This window comes from Bradyrhizobium sp. STM 3557 (assembly GCF_045571465.1).
In the GTDB taxonomy this organism is placed as follows: Bacteria; Pseudomonadota; Alphaproteobacteria; order Rhizobiales; family Xanthobacteraceae; genus Bradyrhizobium.
Map to the genome: position 1 here is coordinate 5,347,143 of NZ_CP120697.1, position 17,944 is coordinate 5,365,086.

Below are 17,944 nucleotides of genomic sequence, written 5' to 3' on the forward strand. Positions count from 1 at the left end.
CGATACGACAAATCAGAAGCGCACGAAACTTTCTCGCCGAGAGATCGCGAACGCTCTGCTCAGTCAGCGGAAACTCCCAAGAAACGCACCGGGCAAATGCCGACGTGTGAGTGCGCTCTTATATCTTCTGCACCGTCACCTTCGACATCCGAGTCAGATTCACAGGCGCGCCAGCACATCCAGGATCGAGAATCAACTGGCAATTTTGACACGAGCGATCCGCCGCATCGAACGTTGCGAAAGACGGAGACCTCGCGATGGCGAGTTCGACACAATCACCAGGTAGTAGACGGAGGCCGCGATAGACGCGGCGACGATTCGACGCAGGTGATCGAAGAGAATTTCAATTGCCCCCTGGCGGTTGCAAAGACGGATTCGTGTCGCCTGAAATTGTTAATCATCTTCGCACGGTATCTAAATAAGATGCACGTTTAGATTGCTTTTAAGACCTACTTCAAAGTATCTACGCACCGACGGGACACATAATGAAATTGATTGAAACGGGAGCAGACATCCATGATGGAGCCTGCCATAGGCACGCTATTGCCGACTTTCTTTCGTCGCCGACAGTTCGTGTCATATGAAGCCGCGGATATCGAGCACCGGCACGGCCAGGATGTCGCTGTAGCGTGGACCATCTTCCGTTTGAACTGGCTGTTTCTGGCCCTACTGCTCGCGATCTTCGATCTCGCGCTTCTGCTGACAGATTTTCGTATTCGCCCGCTTGGTTACTTGGGGGTGCTGGCAGTCGCAGCCATGTATGGCATTTCAGGACATCTCAACGCCAGATCAGCGCAATGTGCGAAACCGCGGCTGTTCTCTTGCTTGATCGGCTTTGCTCAGGCGACCTTAGGATTGAGCATTCTCACCTCACTCACTTACATCGCAACGGCCGCCAACCTGCCGCTGCAAGACGCCGCCCTGTTGGCAATCGACCGCGCCTTGGGTTTCGACTTCCGGCATTTCCTGACATTTGTCGATTGTCGCGAGTGGCTGATCCACATTCTCTCGTTCGGCTATAGGGCCATCAGCTGGATGATCCAGGTGATTATCGTCGCACTCCCCCTGACAGGATATTGCCGGCGGACGGCCGAGTTCATTCTTGCGCTGATGCTCGCACTGGCCGTGACATGCTGCATTACGATTGCCGTGCCAGCCATTGGAGCTTATCACGCGCTGGGACTTGTCCCATCCGACTATCTGCACATTAGTCCGGGCGGATACTACGATACGGCGCGTGAGATGCCGCTGATACGTGACGGGTCGCTGCGTCTGCTCGACCTTTCCAAATTTGTTGGGGTCGTGACTTTTCCGAGCTTCCATGCAGCAAGCGCGATACTGTACGGCTGGGCCCTCTGGCCCTGGCGCTGGTTCCGCCCAGTGAACATCTTCATCAATGCAGCAATGCTGGTAGCCACGCCGATTGGCGGCGGGCATTTTCTCATCGACGTGCTCGCGGGCATAGCCGTTGCGATCCTCGCCATCTACGGTGCCCAGTCGGCGCACCGACTAGGATCGGTCGACGGCGCACCTATCTCGCAAACGGTTAGCAGGCTGCTCGCGCCTCCAATTCGCCCTTTCTTGAAGCGTTCATGATTGTACCAATTCAAGTTTGGGAGCAAGCACATCAGATACATTTGTAATTTGGTACTTTGCACGTGGCGTTCTCAGGGAGACCGGACGATTGCGTCCGGGCTTCTTGCGTTCGACAGCAAGACGACGCTGGAGGGTTCGATGTTCCGATTAAGATGAGGCGGGCCAGCACGCGACGCCTGCGCAGAACGGACCATAAGGCGGCACACCATTAAGAAAGGCAATTCCCCTCCCGCTTGCGCCGACCAGCGACCCAGTGCAAGCGATCGGAGCGCCACGGCAAGCGGATTGCGTTCGGAGCAGAGCGTACCGGAGAGCGACGAGCGACGCTTGGCTCCAGATCAGCGATTTTGTAAACATCGCAAAAAGCAACGTGCACGTCTGCGAAAGCACCTTCACAACCCGCGGCAACCCGGTTGGACTAGATCAGGGCGGCAGTACAGTCCGATCATGTTGGCTCGGGCTGACCGCCTGCCCCCGACCACCTGGGCCACATGGGTCGTGTCCCTGCAAGTGGTGTAGGTCGGTAGGGCGAAGCCGTGCCGATTCGCGCCCTCAAAATTGCGCTGTAACAGACGGGCAGCTTGCGGTAGTCACCGGCGATTGCCCAGTACGGTCAGGTTATTGACACAACCTGATTCGAGGAACTTGCCCATGACCGACGAGATGATGAAACTTCGTGCCCTCGTGGACTTCTGATGCGGACCTTTTGCGCGAGATGATCGGCTTTGCCGCTCAAGGCTTGATGGAAATGGCGGCCGCCGGCCTGACCGGAGTCGCTTGTGGTGAGAAGAGCGTCGAGCGGCGGGCTCAGCGCAACGGCTACCGGGACCGCAACTGAAAGACGCGGGTTGGCACCGTCCAGTTATTTCCAAGCTGCGCAAGGGCCCTACGTTCCTGCCTTTCTGGAGCCGCGCCGGATGGCTGAGACGGCGCTCACTGCCGTGATCCCGCAAGAGCCAATGTGCAGGGTGTCTCGACCCGCTCGGTCTACAATGAGCGGGATCTTCAAGCCAGGTGAGCCCTCTTTGGCGAGATCGACGAGAAGGCCTTCCTCGCCCGCCGATCGACGGCGACCGGCCGCATCTGCGGGTTGATGCCTCCTACGCCGCGGTGCGTCGGAACGCGCACCGTTTCGGTCGCGGTTATCGTCGCGATCAGCGTCAACAGCGATGGCTGGCGCGAGATGCTCGGCATAGCCATTGGCCGGTCCGAAGCCGAGACGTTCTGGACCGGGTGTCTGCACAAGCTCGCCCGCAGGGTCTTGCGGCGTCAGTCTCATGATCTTGGACACATCAAGGCAAAGGCCAGCAAATTGCTCAACGCCACTTGGCAGCGTACCTCGTGCACTTCATGCCCAACCTCCTGGCCCATGCCGGCAAGAGCGAACACCGGTGCACCGGCACAATCTGTCGTACCAGATCTAAATACCGCCAAACCGCGATTGTTCTCAAAAGAAGACTTTGAAGGAGCGAATAGAATGCGAGCAAGCTCATTGATTTTTGCTATTGCGCTGGTTGGGTCAATTACTCCGGTATTCGCAGAAGACTGTATGGACCGCGTTACGGCGGACACGAAGTATGCGGACGTGATTGCATGTCTCAAAGAACAACAAAAGTCTATTTCATCATTGCGTGAGAAGCTTCAAACGTGGAGCAAGGATGCACCTGCTGTCGGCAATCAGTCGGGTGCCGGAGATCCAAAGCCTGCGACCATGTGTCCCGAGGGATACTATGCTGCCGGCATCAATTGGTGGGGCTCGGGAGATGCCACGAGATATTGCATCGGTTGCCTGAGCGGCATCCAAGTCGTTTGCCGAAAACTCAACGTGAACTGACCACCCGCATCAACCCGACTCGAGAAACCCGTAGGTATCGAGAAGACGGGAACACGTTTATCGCTCGCAACAACTAAACTAAAACTAGCATAGCAAGGGGCACCCCTGCACCACGCAAATCCACTCGTGACGTACTGAAGTTCTGCCGGACAGGATTGAACTATCGGCGCAATCCTGCAGTGCGCTGATTTGATTGGAGGACGAGCGATCTGAGTTCGTGTGGCACTTTTAGGTGGCAGTCTTCGATGACCATAACAGTCGGAAGGGAGTGTGTCACCCACAGAAGATATGGACGCCTCCTCCGGCTGGGCCAGCTGCAGCATGCCGCTGATCTAATGTCAGAAGGTTCAAAGGTCGGAAAGCTGAACATGGCGCCGTGCTTCGGCGCAAATGCCGCCACCCTCCGTCGTTGCGTTTTCCGGGGCCACGGCTCTTGTCGGTCGCCTACTTATACCCGGCTCGTCTTGGTGTTACGCAATCTGTGGCTCTCGGGGTTGCAGTTGTCCAAATGAGAAACCCCAGCCCTTCGGGAAGCGCGCTGGGATTTCATCTTGCAGGCCATTGCTCTACGGCGCGGCCTTTAGGACGGGACCCTGTGGGACGCTTTCGACCGTCCGAACCGGTGGCGTGAGCGCCTTGCCAAATTTTTCCTGGCGCTTCCGGTCGTACGCGCGAAGCTGATCCCTTAGCTCTACCGCCAAAGCACCGCTTGACTCTTTAATGCCCTCTGACGTTGCCGTCGACGATAGGAGAACACCGAACGCCGTGCCGGTGCTTATCAAACCCAGGGAGCTCAGCCCGCCAGCCATTTCAGGCGCTCCCGCTGTAAAGATCCATTTCGCAACATTGGACGAGTTGACGGCCGTGGAGGCCCCGCGGAAAATCTCCAGCTGCTTCGCGATCGTGAATACCTCTTTGGTGCTTTGCCCCTTCACGACCGACCACAAGATCTCTTTGTTCGTCTCGATCGCCTGTTCGAGCGCGAGCGATGGCAGGGGGTTCATCCTGTCGCGCCGTTGTTCTTCAGCTTTGTCGTCCTCCGCCCCCTCCACGCTCTGTAGCGCGGTAATCGCGTCGAGCAGCTTCAATTCGACGTTGCTGATGTTGTTGGGCGAGTTCGGGTCGAACTTATCGATTGGCAGCGTTTTCATTGCCCAATTGCGCACCCACATCGCATAGCTGTATCTCTGCATATCGCTAGGGTTCTTTGCCATTCGCGGTTCGAACATGATGGAGCGGCCGTAATTCGTGACGACGACGGGCTTGATGGCCTGCGAGGCGTTACCATCGCGAGCGGCCGGCGCCCCCGCTTCCGCCTTTGCTGGGTTGCTCCCGACGATGATCCGCGGCCGATCGAATGGCCCGAACACTTGCGACGTGCCAGAACCGGCCTGAGGCCTCGCGTAAGCCCAAAGCTGCGTTGTCGAGCGGTCTGTGCCCATAACCGGTCCAGTTTCAGACGTCGCCGGACCCGCGTTGGACGGTCTGTCCGAACCGATGGGCGAAGAGGGATCATCGCTCTTCTGGTTAGAATCGCCGGCACCCCTGCGCCGCGTTCCGCCCATATAATAGGCAGCCATTTCCGTGCCGACCCCCGCAACGGTTAATCCGGTTCCGGCGACCGCCCCACAGGTTGCGGCGCAAGCGATTTTCACGACTTCCACGCCTTGGGCTGTTACGCTTAGGGTGAAGCCTTCATAGACGACCAGATAACCCCCGCCGGCGATAAGCGCTACCGCGACGACCGTTTCCCAAGGATGGTCCTTGATAAACTGGCCAGCATCTTCGAGCGCGTGACCCGTGTCATGGGCGGCCTTTTCCAGCGCATTCCCTGTGTCCTGAGTGGCTTTCTCCAGAGCGTGGCCCGTGTCGTGCGCACCCTTTTCGAGCGCATGACCAGTATCGTGAGCTGCCTTTTCGATCGTCTTGCCGGTGTCGCCGGCCGCCTTTTCTACGGTATGGCCGGTATCGTGCGCCGCCTTTTCGATCGTCTTACCAGTGTCGCCGACAGCCTTTTCTACGGTCTTACCGACGTTGATAACCGCTCGATTAAGATCTTTGAAAAAGTCAGCGTGAGCTGGAGGCAGCACGCCCATAGTGGTGGCGGCGAAAGCAAAGGCAACGCGTGAAATTCTGTTCATGTGAAGCCGTCCTCTCTAAAGGTCGCTTGCTTAGACGTTGATGCAATTGCGAGAATGGAAGATAAGGCCGAGCTCATCGCGCCGGCTTGTGGCAAATTGTGCCGACCTGTGGCGGGGGAGGAAACCGTGGCGTCGACGGATGATGTGCTGAGCGACTTTTGCAAGAACGTGCGCCACCTCGCGAGCGTACATCGCCTCAAGCAGGTAGCGTTGGCCAATGAACTAGGCTGGGACCGAACTGTTCTCGCTAAACTCATGAGTGGGGAGAGGGAGCCGAACGCAAATCAGAAGAGCGCACTTGCCCTCTTTTTTCGGATCGAACCAAGCGAACTCGACCTCGATCATGCAGCATTCTTGGAGCGTCATACTGGCACGGCGGCTTCAAACCTCCCGCTGATGACGTTCCGTGCAGTTCGGCAGAATACCAATAAATGGAGGGACAGCTTCGAGAAATATCGCGGGCAATATTTGTTGCACTATTTGCACAGCGAGCCGAACACCGTGATTAGCTCCCTTCTTTCGATCGATCGCCTGACAGGCGATGGCCTGCACGCTTCGCTGATAAATCCCCACAAGGACTCAAGCGGTAACATGTCATGCTATGAATACGAGGGCTATGCGTACCCTGTCCGAGAATACATGTACTTCCTGCTCGAACAGAAAAATTCGGACTACGAAATCTTGTCCATCATTTTGCACGAAGCCAGGACACCCTCCGTGCACTTGTTAAAAGGAATGATTTCAGGGATCGGAGTTGTAAACGAAGTAAGCTACATCGCTGCGCGGCCACTAGTTGCGCTCAAGCGGAAGCGTGCAATCGACGATTGGCGCAAGGCGAAGGAGCTAGGGTATTGGCCCCGTAGCGGTATTGATAATGTAGTCCAGTTACAGCTCAGCAGTGAGAAGATCACCGTAAAAACCTGACGGCAAACTAAATCTCTACGCCGACAATTAGGAGGTCGGCATCTCATGTTGTTGTGCCGTTGGTTCAGCAGAAATTGTGCGCTGCGGCTGCCGATTGTTAGTCGAGGAGCCTGTGGCCCTTTATTTGTGAGCTGAGCAACCAGGGGTAGATCTTCACGAAATGCGAAAGTAAAGTATGGTCTGGCAGGGAGATATTGCATGCCGGAGCCGCTTTTCGAGCCGATACCTATTGTATACAGAGGACTTCTTGCTGATCAACATCTCGTCGATGCCCAGCAATTCGGCCGATCACTCATTGGCGCAACTAAGCTCGCCAATAGCATCTGTCACGAACTCTTCTGGGAGAACATCACCCACGATCCGCGCTCCTACCACATACGCTTTTGTGTGGGGCCGAGCCGCGAGAACGGTCTACTGCAAGAAATCTTCGCGATCTCCAATTCTGGGCAGCTCCCGCTTTACAGTCCGATCCTAATCACGGTCGCGAAGAAGTTCATTGAGCTTTCGATCAAGGCGGTAATCGACAAGGTCCTTTCGAAGAAGGACAGCAACAACGCCGTTGACCGTATCCACGAGCTTGCGATGGCCCACAACGAGTTCGCAAGGCAGGTTCACGAAGGTCATATGCGGGATAAGGCCTGGCTGCAGCGGATGGTCACAACGATGGCGCGCGAGAACCGGACCTCGGTTAGACAGCTCCCTGACCCGGTCGGAAGGAGCGTAAATCACATGCAGATCGGTGACTCCAGGGTCGCTACCGTTATAGACGAACCCGCAGCCGAAGTGCTCAGGTCGCCGGACGGCCTTACTCTAGGAGACAAAGAGGAGTATGTTGTTCGCATTCACGGCGTTTTCAAAACCAACGGGGCTTGCCGTGTTGAAATCCTGAACGAACCAAAGAAGAAAATTGTTTCCGGAAAGATTGCCGACGATGAACTCGGAAAGCCGGGGAACATATACACCCGTGCATTGAATGAAGGTCTTGCCCTAAGGGTCGTTGCGCAGCCCACGATCAAGGACGGAAAGATAAACCGGCTCTTCATTACGCAGGGCGAAATTTTCGAAAGGCAGCTAGTGTAGAGTCCAGTGCGGCACCAGGTACAACAAGCCGTGCTGCGATGACCGGGGCTCCGGTCGCTGGATCCAGGCCGACAAAGCCTGAGGCTCCTCGACCCCTTCTTTCGCTTGTCGACTCCCAATTCTCGCTATAGGCAGTGATGAACAGGGGCTATTGAAAGTATGAACGCGGTCGAGATAGAGGAGGCTATATCCGCCCTTGCGGAACAGCCGTTTAACGCGGCGGAGTTCCCTTTCGCGTTCCTTCAGGCGTTCGGCAACAAGGATACAACGCTCAAGCGGCTGCGCAAGGGCGAGTCGAACAAATCCGACCTTGGCGGTGTCCTTCAGACCAACAACATCCATATCGCGGTTACCGCGCCCGGCGAGGTGACGAACACCCTTGCCGCACTAAAGGCAAGCCCGGCGACGGCACGGGCGAAGGCGAAGTTTGTCCTGGCGACAGACGGCGACACGTTCGAGGCCGAGGAGTTGACCTCGGGCGAAACGGTCGCCTGTGCCTATGCCGACTTTCCGGACCATTTCGGCTTCTTCCTGCCTCTAGCCGGTATCACCACCGTCAAGCAGGTCCGCGACAGCTCGTTCGACATTCGCGCGACCAGCCGCCTGAACCGGCTCTACGTTGAGCTTTTGAAGGTCAATCCAGAATGGGGCACGGCAGAACGCCGGCCTGACATGAACCACTTCATGGCGCGGCTGATCTTCTGCTTCTTCGCCGAGGATACCGACATCTTCAACAAGCCGCTGCTGTTCACCTCGACCGTGGGGCAGATGAGCGACAAGGACTCGTCCAACACCCACGAGGTGATCGGCACTCTGTTCCGCACCATGAATATGAAGCACGGCGAGCGCACGGCGGCGAGCATCCCTCGTTGGGCCGACCAATTTCCCTATGTGAATGGCGGGCTCTTTTCCGGCAGCATGGACGTGCCACGCTTCACCCGGATCGCACGCTCCTACCTGCTGCATATCGGCGGTCTCGACTGGAAGAAGATCAACCCGGACATCTTCGGGTCGATGATTCAGGCCGTTGCCGAGGACGAGGAGCGCGGCGCGCTGGGGATGCATTACACAAGTGTCCCGAACATCCTGAAGGTCCTCAATCCCCTCTTCCTTGACGAGCTGCGCGCTCGTCTGGACGAGGCCGGGGATAATCCGCGCATGTTGCTGAACCTCCGCAAGCGCATGTCGCGGATCAGGGTCTTCGACCCCGCCTGCGGCTCCGGCAACTTCCTTGTCATCGCTTACAAGCAGATGCGGGAGATCGAGGCCGAGATCAACAAGCGGCGCGGCGAGTCGGACAGGCGGAGCGAAATCCCGCTGACCAACTTCCGGGGGATCGAGTTGCGCAGTTTCCCGGCCGAGATCGCACGGCTTGCCCTCGTTATTGCTGAATACCAATGCGACGTGCTCTATCGCGGTCAGAAAGAAGCCCTGCAAGACTTCCTGCCTCTCGACTCCGAGAACTGGATCACCTGCGGCAATGCCTTGCGACTTGACTGGTTGAGTATCTGCCCACCCACCGGAACCGGGGTGAAGCTTCAGGCCGATGATCTTTTTCACACGCCGCTCGATCAAGCCCAGATCGACTTCGAGAACGAAGGTGGCGAAACCTATATCTGCGGCAATCCGCCATATCTGGGCTCGACATGGCAGGACGGTGAGCAGAAGTCCGAGTTGCAGGCAATATTTGAACAACGAACAAACGGCTGGAAGTCGCTCGACTACGTAGCCGGGTGGTTCATGAAGGCGGCGGATTTTGGCACCAAGACGAATGCCGTCGTTGCGTTCGTGGCGACAAACTCAATCTGTCAGGGCCAGCAGGTGCCGATCCTTTGGCCGCTCGTCGCCAGCACCGGGAATGAGATTGCGTTTGCACATACCTCCTTCAAATGGGCAAATCTCGCCAGTCACAAAGCTGGTGTCACCGTCGTGATTGTGGGCATCGGCAGAAATCTCCCGGCGAAGCGGAGGTTGTACGACGAAGCTGAAGATGGCTCTGTCCTGGTTAGAGAGGTTGACAACATCAACGCCTATCTCGTTCCGGGCCCGAACGTATATGTCGAAAAGGCTGCGGCGCCGCTGAACCAGCTTCCTCGAATGAACTTCGGAAACAAGCCGGTTGATGGCGGCTACCTTCTGCTGACGGCTGAAGAGGTTGAGGGTTTAGGTCTGACAGATGACCAAAAGAAGCGCTTCATACGGAAGAACTACGGGGGCGCTGAGTTTATCCGAGGGATCGAACGCTACTGCCTCTGGATAGAGGATAAGTATCTGCAAGAGGCACTTAGCATTCCTGCGCTCGTCGCGCGGATCGAAGCAGTTCGGAGAATGCGACTCGCCAGCCGGGATAAGGGTGCGAACGAGATGGCGGCCCGTTCTCATCAAATGAGGGAGATGCTGATTGGGAGGAGCCACGCCATTGTCGCGGCAGCCATATCGTCAGAGAACCGGCCCTATCTACCTTGCGGTATCATTGACAACCAGACGACCATCAACAACAAGAACTACGCCCTGTATGATGCGCCGCTCTGGAACATGGCGCTGATTGCGTCGCGCCTGCACTGGGTCTGGGTGGGCACAGTGTGCGTGCGATTGGAAATGCGTTTCTCATATTCCAACACACTCGGCTGGAATACCTTTCCGGTCCCGACGCTGACCGAAAAGAACAAGGCTGATCTAACGCGCTGCGCCGAGGACATCCTTCTGGCGCGTGAAGCGCATTTCCCGGCAACCATCGCCGACCTCTACGACCCCGACGCCATGCCGGCCGACCTGCGTGAAGTCCACGACCGGAACGACGAGATTCTTGAGCGCATCTATGTCGGTCGTCGGTTTCGCAATGACACAGAGCGGTTGGAAAAGCTGTTTGAGCTTTATACCAAGATGACCACCGGACCGGACGCAACGAAAAAACACAAGGCGGAGGCACGCGCATGACCGATGAGAAGAAGATAATCCCCTCGGTCTCAGTCACCTACGCTCGTAACGGTAGCTCGACCAAGTCCAACGCCCTCGGCATGAGGCCGATGCAGGAGCGTGCCTATGAAAAGCGAGGAGAGCAATACCTTCTCATTAAGTCACCGCCGGCATCGGGCAAGAGCCGCGCGCTCATGTTCATCGCCCTCGACAAGCTGCATAATCAAGGGCTCAAGCAGGCGATCATCGTGGTGCCGGAAAAGTCTATCGGCGCGAGCTTCAACGACGAGCTGCTGACCCGGTTTGGCTTCTGGGCCGACTGGATCGTTGTGCCGAAATGGAATCTTTGCAATGCGCCCGGCTCGGATAACGGCGGCAAGGTAAACTCGGTCGAGGCTTTCCTGAAAAGCGGAGACAAGGTGTTGGTCTGCACCCATGCCACCTTCCGCTTCGCTGTGGACAGGTTGGGGGTGGAAGCCTTCGACGACCGGATGATCGCGGTTGACGAGTTCCATCATGTCTCGGCCAATCCGGAGAATAAGCTTGGTTTGCACCTCGGCCAGTTCATCGCCCGCGACCGCGCGCATATCGTGGCGATGACGGGCTCCTATTTTCGGGGCGACGCCGAGGCGGTGCTGGCCCCCCAAGACGAGTCGAAATTCGACACCGTCACATACACCTACTATGAGCAACTTAACGGCTACGAATATCTGAAGCAGCTCGACATCGGCTATTTCTTCTACAACGGCCCATATACCGACGATATCCTGAAGGTGCTCGATCCGGCCGAAAAGACCATCGTCCACATTCCAAACGTAAATTCCCGTGAAAGCATGGGAGACAAGATCAAGGAGGTCGAACATATCCTCCACGAGTTGGGCGAATGGCAGGGCACTGACCCCGCCACCGGTTTTCAACGGGTCAAGATGCCGGATGGCCGCGTCCTGCGCATCGCTGACTTGGTCGACGACGATCCGGTCAAGCGGGACCGCGTTTCTGCTGCACTGAAGGACCCGGCGCAAAAGAACAACCGCGACCATGTGGACATTATCATCGCGCTCGGCATGGCAAAGGAGGGCTTTGACTGGATTTGGTGCGAGCACGCCCTGACGGTTGGGTATCGATCGAGTTTGACCGAGATCGTGCAGATCATCGGCCGCGCCACCCGCGACGCCCCGGGCAAGTTGCGCGCCCGCTTCACCAACCTGATCGCCGAGCCCGATGCGTCGGAAGAAGCTGTCACTGAAGCCGTCAACGACACTTTGAAGGCGATCGCGGCCAGCCTGCTCATGGAGCAAGTGCTTGCACCAAGATTCGAGTTCAAGCCGAAGAATCCGCAGAGCGGGCCGACGCCGGGTTTCGACTATGGCGAAGACGGATACGATCCAAACAAGACGAATGTCGGATTCAACGAGGAAACCGGCCGTTTCCAGATCGAGATCAAGGGCCTTGTCGAACCGAAGAGCGAGGAAGCGCAACGCATCTGCCAGCAGGACTTGAACGAGGTCATCGCTGCCTTCGTGCAGGACAAGACTACGATCGAGCGAGGGCTTTTCGATCCCGAGCTGGTGCCCGAAGAGTTGACCCGGCTCCGCATGGGAAAGATTGTCCAGGACAAATATCCTGAGCTAGACGAGGAAGATCAGGAGGCCGTGCGCCAGCACGCTGTCGCCGCATTGAGCTTGACACAAAAGGCGAAGGAAATCGCCTTAGGTGGAGCAGGGGTCGACGACGAGCGGAGTCCTAACACGGCCTTCATCGAAGGGGTTCGCAAGTTTGCGATGGACGTGCGTGAACTGGACATCGATTTGATTGATCAGATCAATCCGTTCGGCGAAGCCCGCGCTATTCTGGCCAAGACGATGGATAGCGAGCGGTTTCGCCAGGTTCAGGAGATCATCGCGGCGAAGCGGGTCAGTCTGACGATGGAGGAGGCGCGCGAACTAGCTAAGCGGGCGTTGAAGTTCAAACAGGAGCGCGGCCGACTACCCTCCATCACCTCACCGGACGCCTGGGAGAAGCGCATGGCCGAAGGCGTCGCGTTCCTGCAGCGCATGAAGGCGGAGGCGGCGCGTGGCTAGGGGCTTCACCGACGAGGACGACGCACTTCTCGCCGAGCTAGGCGTCGAAACCGAGGCTAAGAAGCAGTCAAGCCGGACAGCTCGCGAGGAGCGGGTGATCGCCGGCTTCGAGGAAATACAGCGCTTCGTCGAGCAGCATGGCCGTGTGCCACAGCACGGCGAAGACCGCGACATCTTCGAGCGCCTTTACGCCGTGCGCCTCGATCGTCTTCGTGCGCAGCCTGATTGCCGCGCTGTGATCGAGCCCTTCGACCACCAAGGGCTTCTAGCTGATGCGCAGCCCGCTCCTGTCAGCGTCATCGATGACCTCGACGATGATGAGCTTCTGGCACAGCTCGGGGTGAACGATGACTCTGCTCGCGACATCACGGAACTCCGTCATGTCCGGTCAGCAGCGGAGAAGCAGGCGGCCGAGGAGATCGCCAATCGCCAGAAATGCGAGGACTTCGACGACTTCAAGCCGCTATTCGAGCAGGTACAGAAGGAACTTAGCTCCGGCCTGCGGCAGACCCGACGCTTCGAGCGCAAATCCGAGATCGCGCCCGGCCGTTTCTACATCCTCGGCGGCCAAAAAGCCTACGTGGCAACCATGGAGCAGCCTACGGTCAACGAGCATGGCAATATCGATGCCCGGCTTCGCGTGATCTTCGACAATGGCACCGAGAGCAACCTGCTGATGCGGTCGCTGCAAAAGGCCCTGCAACAGGACCCGGCTGGACGACGGATCGTCGAGCCTACGGCCGGTCCGCTCTTCGCCGATCACAATGAGGAAGGGGACGAGGCCAGCGGCATCATCTATGTGCTGCGCAGCAAGTCCGACCATCCGGCCGTCGCGGCCCACCGCGACGTGCTTCACAAGATCGGAGTCACGGGCGGCGACATTGCGCGCCGTATTGCTGCTGCGAAGCACGACCCTACCTTTCTCATGGCCGACGTTGAGGTGATCGCTACCTATGAGCTGTTCAACGTCAAGCGCACGCGCCTTGAAAACCTGATCCACCGCGTCTTCGACCCAGCGCGTCTCGACATCGAGATCAAAGATCGGTTTGGACAGCCGGTGATCCCGCGCGAATGGTTTCTTGTGCCACTGTTTGTCATCAACGAGGCTGTCGATCGGATCAGAGATGGAACTATCATCGACTATGTCTACGATCCGAGAACCGCGTCGCTCGGCCGCGTAGCGGGATAGGATTGCGTACATCGCATGCCGCCACACAGACGCCTTCGGTTCTATCGGTACCCTGCCCCCAGCATCCTGTTAACCCAAGGGAATGATGACGCAGTTTCCAGAGCTACAACGCTTTTCTACCTTCATCAGGGAAGCCAGCGAGCGCGACATTAGTTCCGACGTCACCCTGGACGGACGGCTCCTCCTTGCGAATCAGCAACCGTTGACGATCAGCTATGCACCGTTCGAGCATATTCAGCGCGGCGCCCGAATTGTTATCGTTGGGATCACGCCCGGTGCCCAGCAAGCGCGAAATGCGCTATTGGAAGTCCGACGCCAACTAGCCGCAGGCGCTGATCATGCCAGCGCGCTCAAAGCGGCGAAGACGTTCGCAAGTTTCTCAGGTCCCATGCGGACGAATCTGGTCGCGATGTTGGACCATATCGGAATTGCGCGCTGGATAGGGTTGGGAAGCACCGAGGAGCTTTGGTCTTCGCAGAGCGATCTGGTCCACTTTACCAGCGCGCTTCGCTATCCGGTATTTGTCCAAGGCGAGAACTACAGTGGCAATCCGTCAATGGCCACCACCCCGATCTTGCGAGAGGCGCTGATCAGACATCTGGGCGACGAAGTTGCGGCACTGCCAGATGCAGTCTGGGTGCCCTTAGGTCCAAAAGCGAGCGAAGGGGTGGGCTTGCTCGTCAGGCGGGGCATGCTGGCGGCAGATCGGGTCTTGTCAGGCTTGCCCCATCCCAGCGGAGCTAATGCGGAGCGGATCGCTTACTTCCTTGGTCGAAAGGACCGGGCGTCACTGTCAGCGAAGACCTCCCCGGACACCATCGATGTGCATCGCGCGGGACTCATCGATCTGGTTGCTAAGCTGCCAAAATGAGTCCTCGGCGCTGCATGGTTCGAGCGCTAGGTTGTGCATGGTCGCTCGATAGCGCAAGTATCAAGGCGGGATGCTACGGCTGCTCTGATGATCCGGCCGACCATCGCTGATACGGCCGGGCAGGCAAATATTTGACAGCGTTCCCGGTTTGTGCTACGGGAGCGTTACATCGCTATACATTCGTTGGAGAAAGCCCCGCCCCAAGTGGGGCCTTTTTTCGTCGACCTATTCGCGCCTCGGCAATCCCGCCGGGGCGTTCTCGTTTGGAGGAACCATGAGCCGTCTCTTTTACGATCCCGACACAGCACGACCCTACGTCGGGTTCAGGCTGTCAGCGCACCAATTGGCTGCGCTGGATGAAGCGCGCCTAAACCTGCGTCAGGGCAGGTCGGAGTTCGTACGGCAGGCCATTGAGGAGCGCCTGCAGCGGCTACAGGCCACCGCGAATTAGCCACCAACGATAAAGCCCACGGCGCTGCTACGCCGTGGGCTTTAAATCTCATTGTTCAACCCACCACGATCGAACGAAAACACAGTAATGCAAAAACCTCGAAAAAACAAGCATGCCAACGACAACAACAACTCTCAGTCAGCGATCCTTCCTACTGACCGCCTCGATTTCTTGTCTGAACTCGCGATGGACCACGAAATTTCCGCCAAGCAGTCTATGGCCGTGCGAATTGCTGTGGTCATACTCAAACATCGCCACAATCAAACTGGTCGGATCGTTCTGAAGTACAAGACGATCGCGGCTGAGATGGGATGCTCTGTCTCGGCAGTTCGCGACGCAGTCGAGTTGATAAGAGAGCTGGGCTGGTTTGAGGTCGAGCATGTCTATAACGACGCTGAAATTGTTGCAAACAGCTACAGTCCATGCTGGGATTTGGCGGCAGCGTGTGGAGGGGTCTGGTGCGTAGAGACCAGACGTCTGCTCCGTAGGGGACAGACCCCTGCCGAGCAGAGGGCAGAGGTCTGCTCTCCGGGGGGCACTCAAAACTCAGGGATTTATTCTCGTGTTTTTGATCCCAGTGGTTCGAACCCGTCGTTTCCCGCCTCGTCTGGCGACGACGCGAAACGGTCAGGTCCTGCTCGGACAAGTCGCCCTTCGGGCGGAGCGCCGGCCACGGACGAGGTCAACCGTCGCATCGCTGAACTGGAAGCCATCTTGACCCCTCACACTCCGTATGGGGACTTCAAGTCAAATACAGATCGATCCCGCCGGGGCGCCACCTATCAGCTTCGGAAATTGCTCCGTATCGGCTGGACGTTCGAAGAGATCAAGGAAGCAGCCGAGGCATGCGAGTCCCACTTCCAACGCTCTTGCGAGCGCCCCAGCAACAGCTTTGAACCGTGCCAGATAGCCGTCTCAAGCCTGTTGAGTAAGCTGGTCAAAGCAGATGCAGATGATGCCGATGAATACGGCTATGTCATCCCGGAGCGGTTTCTACCCGCAAAAGAACCCGAGCAAGAACCCGACCATATCGGGACGAACGACAACCATCGACAGCCTGAGGCCAACGGTGACGATCAACACGAGGAAAATAAGGTTGCCTGCGAAGTACCGTCCGCTGAGGATCAACACGCCGACCACAAGGCCAGCGACGATCAGCCGGACGATCAAGTAGCGGACGATGGATGGAATAAATGGCCCGAACCGTCTCGCACGTTGAGCACGGTGATGGCGATAGGCTATCCGCTCTATTCAGCTCGGAACAAGCGTGAGGAGATTGATCTAGCAGCTGCGGAGTTGGAGAGGCTGCGGGACGTAGTTGTCTTTCGTGATGTCGTGTCCGGCGTTCGCCGCTATGCCGCCCAACGCAAAGATCAGGATTACAGGAAGAACCTCAAGCTCTCGGACTTCCTGAAGCAACGTCGATGGGAGGAGGATCAGCCTGGATCGAACGACAACAGCCGCCGGCCAGACCGCAAGGTCGCCGGTATCGATTGGGACGACGATCCGCCCTTCTGATTGGGACCTTTCACAGACCTGCCGGCGAGCTTCTTGCCGGCGGGTCGATCGGCTGCCATGGACCGTCAACATCCCGGCCCTATGCCTCTGCATCGTTACTGCTGTGGTCGCTGATGAGTTTTCCAGACCTGAAGGCCACCCGCTGCGGACAGCAATCAGAACGCGCCAGCGGCTTCCTAAAGCGCTTGTGAGGCATCTCAACCCTGGTTGAGTCTCGATAGAGGACTGCGCTCAACCCAGGTTGCGTGCTTTAAAAAGCAGAGTTGTTATTTTCGGTCGGGTTTGCGTTTCCTGACTCTTGGAATTGACTTTTGCGGTATATTGTGTATTTATACACATACACTGCTACACGTTTACGATGAATAATGGCCACCCTCGTTGGTGGCCATATTCGTCTGAGCAACAGCCACCAAGCCCGCCGGATCAGCCGCGCGGGCTTTTTTCATGGAGTACCGCCCTATGGCGAACATCAAGTTCGATGCCGCCGACCTCGTCGCCAGCCCGATGGAGAACGTCAGCCTCGTGATCCCGAAGCTACTGCTGGAACAGATCGACCGCGCCGCAGCACAAGACGACCCATCAAGCCCGAACCGCAGTTCGTGGATGCGCCGCGCCTTGATCGATCGTTTGAAGCGGGAGGCCGCGCGATGACAGATCTGGAGTCGCTGGTGGTTGAGGCTGCCAAGCAACAGGGCTATGGCGTTACCGCAGACGCGATCCGTCAAGCCGCCGCCGATCTTGCCGGAGCCGTTTTGACGCCTCAGGGCCTAATCATGCTGCCCGGCAAAGGGGCGCTCGCAGCGGCAGACTATGCCCGCGCATTGCGAGCAGCGATGCCATCCGCTTTCCGGCCCCTCGATACAGGCCGACACGGCGATCGACCATCCGGCAATGTGACTATGACCGAACAGATGCGGGCCGCCGTGGCTGCGTCTCGCAGGCAGGCCTTGCCGGGTGACTTCAACGCGGTGCGCGAGCGCTACGCCGCCGGCACTCGTACCCGGGCTCACATGGATGCAGTTGCGGCAACCCGCCGCCAAGGAAATGAAAAATGACGAATTACACATTCCGCCGCTCACGATCGGTTCATGCTGCTGCCGACCTGATCGAAAGCGTCCCGTCCGATGTTCGGGCAGAGCGTGCCAGAGCCATCCAGGACTTTGAGCGACGTCGCGCCCTTGAGGCCGCCCGACAGGAGGTTGAAGCCGCTCGCGAGGCGCTGAACCGTGTCAGGGACACAGCCGCTGAGCAAGCCGCGCTGGATGCAGCACTGACGAAGCTGGCAGAGATCGAGACGCAGGGGAAGGCGTCACAGTAGTGACGCCCCCAAATTTGCGATCGGC

General features: G+C 57.8%; 14 protein-coding genes and 1 pseudogene. 14 read left to right on the forward strand and 1 reads right to left on the reverse strand.

Annotated elements, in window-relative coordinates; translation table 11 throughout:
• The first annotated feature begins 516 nt into the window (after window positions 1-516).
• The 3 genes and pseudogenes from P6U24_RS24595 to P6U24_RS24605 all read left to right on the forward strand — a co-directional run bounded on the left by P6U24_RS24595 (window position 517) and on the right by P6U24_RS24605 (window position 3,430).
• The gene (locus P6U24_RS24595) at window positions 517-1,596 is read left to right on the forward strand and encodes a phosphatase PAP2 family protein (protein WP_407155065.1); all 1,080 of its coding nucleotides are present in this window, start codon (window positions 517-519) and stop codon (window positions 1,594-1,596) included.
• Between the two features lie 651 nt (window positions 1,597-2,247).
• Window positions 2,248-3,012 (forward strand): annotated as a pseudogene (locus P6U24_RS24600) (transposase); the annotation flags it as partial.
• Between the two features lie 61 nt (window positions 3,013-3,073).
• Entirely contained in the window at window positions 3,074-3,430 is a 357-nt protein-coding gene (locus tag P6U24_RS24605) for a hypothetical protein (RefSeq protein ID WP_407155066.1), read from the forward strand.
• 566 nt (window positions 3,431-3,996) lie between these two features.
• Here the strand turns inward: P6U24_RS24605 and P6U24_RS24610 are convergent.
• Entirely contained in the window at window positions 3,997-5,571 is a 1,575-nt protein-coding gene (locus P6U24_RS24610) for a hypothetical protein (protein ID WP_407155067.1), read from the reverse strand.
• A 54-nt stretch (window positions 5,572-5,625) separates the two neighbouring features.
• On the opposite strand from P6U24_RS24610, the gene P6U24_RS24615 reads away from it, so the two are divergent.
• The 11 genes from P6U24_RS24615 (at window position 5,626) to P6U24_RS24665 (ending at window position 17,919) form a co-directional block, all read left to right on the forward strand.
• Window positions 5,626-6,495 (forward strand): helix-turn-helix domain-containing protein, encoded by an 870-nt coding sequence (locus tag P6U24_RS24615; RefSeq protein ID WP_407155068.1) that lies wholly within the window; start codon window positions 5,626-5,628, stop codon window positions 6,493-6,495.
• A gap of 198 nt (window positions 6,496-6,693) precedes the next feature.
• Complete coding sequence (locus P6U24_RS24620) at window positions 6,694-7,575, forward strand: hypothetical protein (RefSeq protein ID WP_407155069.1); 882 nt, start codon at window positions 6,694-6,696, stop codon at window positions 7,573-7,575.
• 159 nt (window positions 7,576-7,734) lie between these two features.
• Complete coding sequence (locus P6U24_RS24625) at window positions 7,735-10,512, forward strand: class I SAM-dependent DNA methyltransferase (protein WP_407155070.1); 2,778 nt, start codon at window positions 7,735-7,737, stop codon at window positions 10,510-10,512.
• Entirely contained in the window at window positions 10,509-12,572 is a 2,064-nt protein-coding gene (locus P6U24_RS24630; protein ID WP_407155071.1) for a DEAD/DEAH box helicase, read from the forward strand. The genes P6U24_RS24625 and P6U24_RS24630 overlap by 4 nt, the downstream gene beginning before the upstream one ends.
• Complete coding sequence (locus tag P6U24_RS24635; RefSeq protein WP_407155072.1) at window positions 12,565-13,761, forward strand: GIY-YIG nuclease family protein; 1,197 nt, start codon at window positions 12,565-12,567, stop codon at window positions 13,759-13,761. The genes P6U24_RS24630 and P6U24_RS24635 overlap by 8 nt, the downstream gene beginning before the upstream one ends.
• An 82-nt stretch (window positions 13,762-13,843) precedes the next feature.
• Window positions 13,844-14,632, forward strand: coding sequence for a hypothetical protein (locus P6U24_RS24640; RefSeq protein WP_407155073.1), 789 nt, complete (start codon window positions 13,844-13,846; stop codon window positions 14,630-14,632).
• A 274-nt stretch (window positions 14,633-14,906) separates the two neighbouring features.
• Window positions 14,907-15,083: a ribbon-helix-helix protein, CopG family gene (locus P6U24_RS24645; protein ID WP_407155074.1), complete on the forward strand. Its 177-nt coding sequence runs from the start codon at window positions 14,907-14,909 to the stop codon at window positions 15,081-15,083.
• A gap of 87 nt (window positions 15,084-15,170) precedes the next feature.
• Window positions 15,171-16,601, forward strand: a complete 1,431-nt coding sequence (locus P6U24_RS24650; protein ID WP_407155075.1) for a hypothetical protein — start codon at window positions 15,171-15,173, stop codon at window positions 16,599-16,601.
• A gap of 459 nt (window positions 16,602-17,060) precedes the next feature.
• A complete protein-coding gene (locus P6U24_RS24655) occupies window positions 17,061-17,252 on the forward strand; it encodes a hypothetical protein (protein ID WP_407155076.1) in 192 nt (63 codons plus the stop codon).
• Window positions 17,249-17,656 carry a hypothetical protein gene (locus tag P6U24_RS24660; RefSeq protein ID WP_407155077.1) on the forward strand — a complete coding sequence of 136 codons (408 nt, stop codon included), beginning with the start codon at window positions 17,249-17,251 and terminating at the stop codon, window positions 17,654-17,656. Before P6U24_RS24655 ends, P6U24_RS24660 begins: the two co-directional genes overlap by 4 nt.
• Window positions 17,653-17,919, forward strand: a complete 267-nt coding sequence (locus P6U24_RS24665; RefSeq protein WP_407155078.1) for a hypothetical protein — start codon at window positions 17,653-17,655, stop codon at window positions 17,917-17,919. Before P6U24_RS24660 ends, P6U24_RS24665 begins: the two co-directional genes overlap by 4 nt.
• Window positions 17,920-17,944: the final 25 nt, after the last annotated feature.

Bases quoted from the DNA above. Each gene is read 5' to 3' on its own strand.
- P6U24_RS24650 (WP_407155075.1), top strand. From the start codon at position 15,171: ATGCAAAAACCTCGAAAAAACAAGCATGCCAACGACAACAACAACTCT.
- P6U24_RS24610 (WP_407155067.1), bottom strand. From the start codon at position 5,571: ATGAACAGAATTTCACGCGTTGCCTTTGCTTTCGCCGCCACCACTATG.
- P6U24_RS24615 (WP_407155068.1), top strand. From the start codon at position 5,626: ATGGAAGATAAGGCCGAGCTCATCGCGCCGGCTTGTGGCAAATTGTGC.
- P6U24_RS24665 (WP_407155078.1), top strand. From the start codon at position 17,653: ATGACGAATTACACATTCCGCCGCTCACGATCGGTTCATGCTGCTGCC.
- P6U24_RS24620 (WP_407155069.1), top strand. From the start codon at position 6,694: ATGCCGGAGCCGCTTTTCGAGCCGATACCTATTGTATACAGAGGACTT.
- P6U24_RS24655 (WP_407155076.1), top strand. From the start codon at position 17,061: ATGGCGAACATCAAGTTCGATGCCGCCGACCTCGTCGCCAGCCCGATG.
- P6U24_RS24660 (WP_407155077.1), top strand. From the start codon at position 17,249: ATGACAGATCTGGAGTCGCTGGTGGTTGAGGCTGCCAAGCAACAGGGC.
- P6U24_RS24645 (WP_407155074.1), top strand. From the start codon at position 14,907: ATGAGCCGTCTCTTTTACGATCCCGACACAGCACGACCCTACGTCGGG.
- P6U24_RS24595 (WP_407155065.1), top strand. From the start codon at position 517: ATGATGGAGCCTGCCATAGGCACGCTATTGCCGACTTTCTTTCGTCGC.
- P6U24_RS24640 (WP_407155073.1), top strand. From the start codon at position 13,844: ATGATGACGCAGTTTCCAGAGCTACAACGCTTTTCTACCTTCATCAGG.
- P6U24_RS24625 (WP_407155070.1), top strand. From the start codon at position 7,735: ATGAACGCGGTCGAGATAGAGGAGGCTATATCCGCCCTTGCGGAACAG.
- P6U24_RS24630 (WP_407155071.1), top strand. From the start codon at position 10,509: ATGACCGATGAGAAGAAGATAATCCCCTCGGTCTCAGTCACCTACGCT.
- P6U24_RS24605 (WP_407155066.1), top strand. From the start codon at position 3,074: ATGCGAGCAAGCTCATTGATTTTTGCTATTGCGCTGGTTGGGTCAATT.